1 protein-coding gene is annotated in these 1,585 nt (G+C 42.4%); it reads right to left on the bottom strand.

Annotated features, from left to right (window positions below; translation table 11 throughout):
* Nucleotides 1-24: 24 nt before the first annotated feature.
* A complete protein-coding gene (gene tnpC, locus ABDZ53_RS10580) occupies nucleotides 25-1,404 on the bottom strand; it encodes an IS66 family transposase (RefSeq protein WP_343756338.1) in 1,380 nt (459 codons plus the stop codon).
* Nucleotides 1,405-1,585: the final 181 nt, after the last annotated feature.

Below are 1,585 nucleotides of genomic sequence, written 5' to 3'. Positions count from 1 at the left end.
CGTTTTTTAGAGTTATTGACTGATTCAGCACATAACAAGTTTCAACACATAATTTCTGCCCATAACGAGTGACTTGATGCCGCGTTCGGCTAAATTATTGGAGAGCACCAGACGGCCGTCCTTCAGTACATTCATCATCCGCTCTTTCTGGTTCAGCGCATAGGTGATCGCTGTGCCAAGTTTGCCATGCGCAGTTAGGGATTCGCACCAGTCAAAAAACGCCTCAAGCTTCGGCTTCACTAGTTCTAAGCGCTGATCATACCGTTCGCTGACAGATAAGTCCTTTAAGGACTTATCCAACGCAAATAGTTCGTTACACAGCGTGACTCCCTTATGAGCGACACTCTTACTGGAATAGTTCTTTGGACGTGCGTCATAGAACTTCCGTCTGATATGCGCCAGACAGGCAATCATCGTCATCCCTGGAAGATTGTTGTACCCGGAGAACCCATCACTATGTAGATAGCCAGTGTACTCCTCTAAGAAATCTCTAGGGACAGATCCGCTGCGTGATGGACCAAGCTTGTAGATATGTATGGCACGTTCGCTGTATTTACCGGTACTGAACAACCACATATAGGACTTTTGTCGGTCTTTGTCGTTGAGTACTTTGAATGTCGTTTCGTCGGCGTGTAGAACCTTCTGGTTCAACAGTTCTTGGTGCATTTCAGCCACGAGTGCTTCGAAATAATACTGGGACGTTTTAATGTGCCAGTTCGCAATGGTATGTCGAGGAATCGGATAGCCAAGCAGATTCCAATAAGCCTCTTGGCGATAGCCTGGGACTTTTTGTTCGAATTTTTGATACATGGTTTCCGCTATCAATGATGCAGAAGCGGCTGTATTATTTAAAGGAAGTCTGGGAATTTCAGCTTTCGCAAACGGCGTGCGCGTTCCGCTTTTCTCACAGTTCGCGCAGGCATATGTTTTTTGGAAATGTCTGTGGTTTTCAAGTCTCGCCGGGATAAATTTCACTTCCTGGCGGATGAGTTGCGTGCTGACCTCTTTCATAGCTGCTTGACATGTTGGACACGTACAAGATTCAAGCTCATGAATATGGTCAACAGTAGGAAGAGATGACAACTGCTGGTCTTTTAATCCTTTACGTTTCTTGCGGCGACGTTCTGTTGTAATAATGACTTCATCTTCGTCGCTTTGGTCACCAGTCTGCTCTGGTTCGCTAAAAAGGCGATCGTTGAAGAGGTTGCCTTGATTGGGATTATCTTTCAACGTTTCCTTCTTTGGGCCGTACAATTTCTGAGTTAAGAATTCGATTTGTTCTTTTTGTAAGGAAAGCTCATCATCTTTTTGAGCGATAAGGGTCTTCAGTTGTTTGTTTTCTTCTAACAGCTGATCTAACTTTTCAATAATCACTTCAAACTGTTTTTCGCTCTTAATAGACATGTCTGCTTCTCCTCACATAAATAGTACTTAAATTGTACACTAATCAGAAAAAGAAAACGAGAGAGCCATTGATTTTTTCATCAATTTCTCTCTCATTTCTTAGGCGTATTTCCAAAAATTTTGTTTATTTTATAGTTTATTTCTTCGTTTATTGCTTGTAAATCAATCTTTTACACAAAAA

This window comes from Alkalibacterium iburiense, assembly GCF_039521845.1.
Lineage (GTDB): Bacteria > Bacillota > Bacilli > Lactobacillales > Carnobacteriaceae_A > Alkalibacterium > Alkalibacterium iburiense.
The sequence above is the reverse complement of the archived record's forward strand: the minus strand, read 5'-3'. Positions and strand labels throughout refer to the sequence as shown.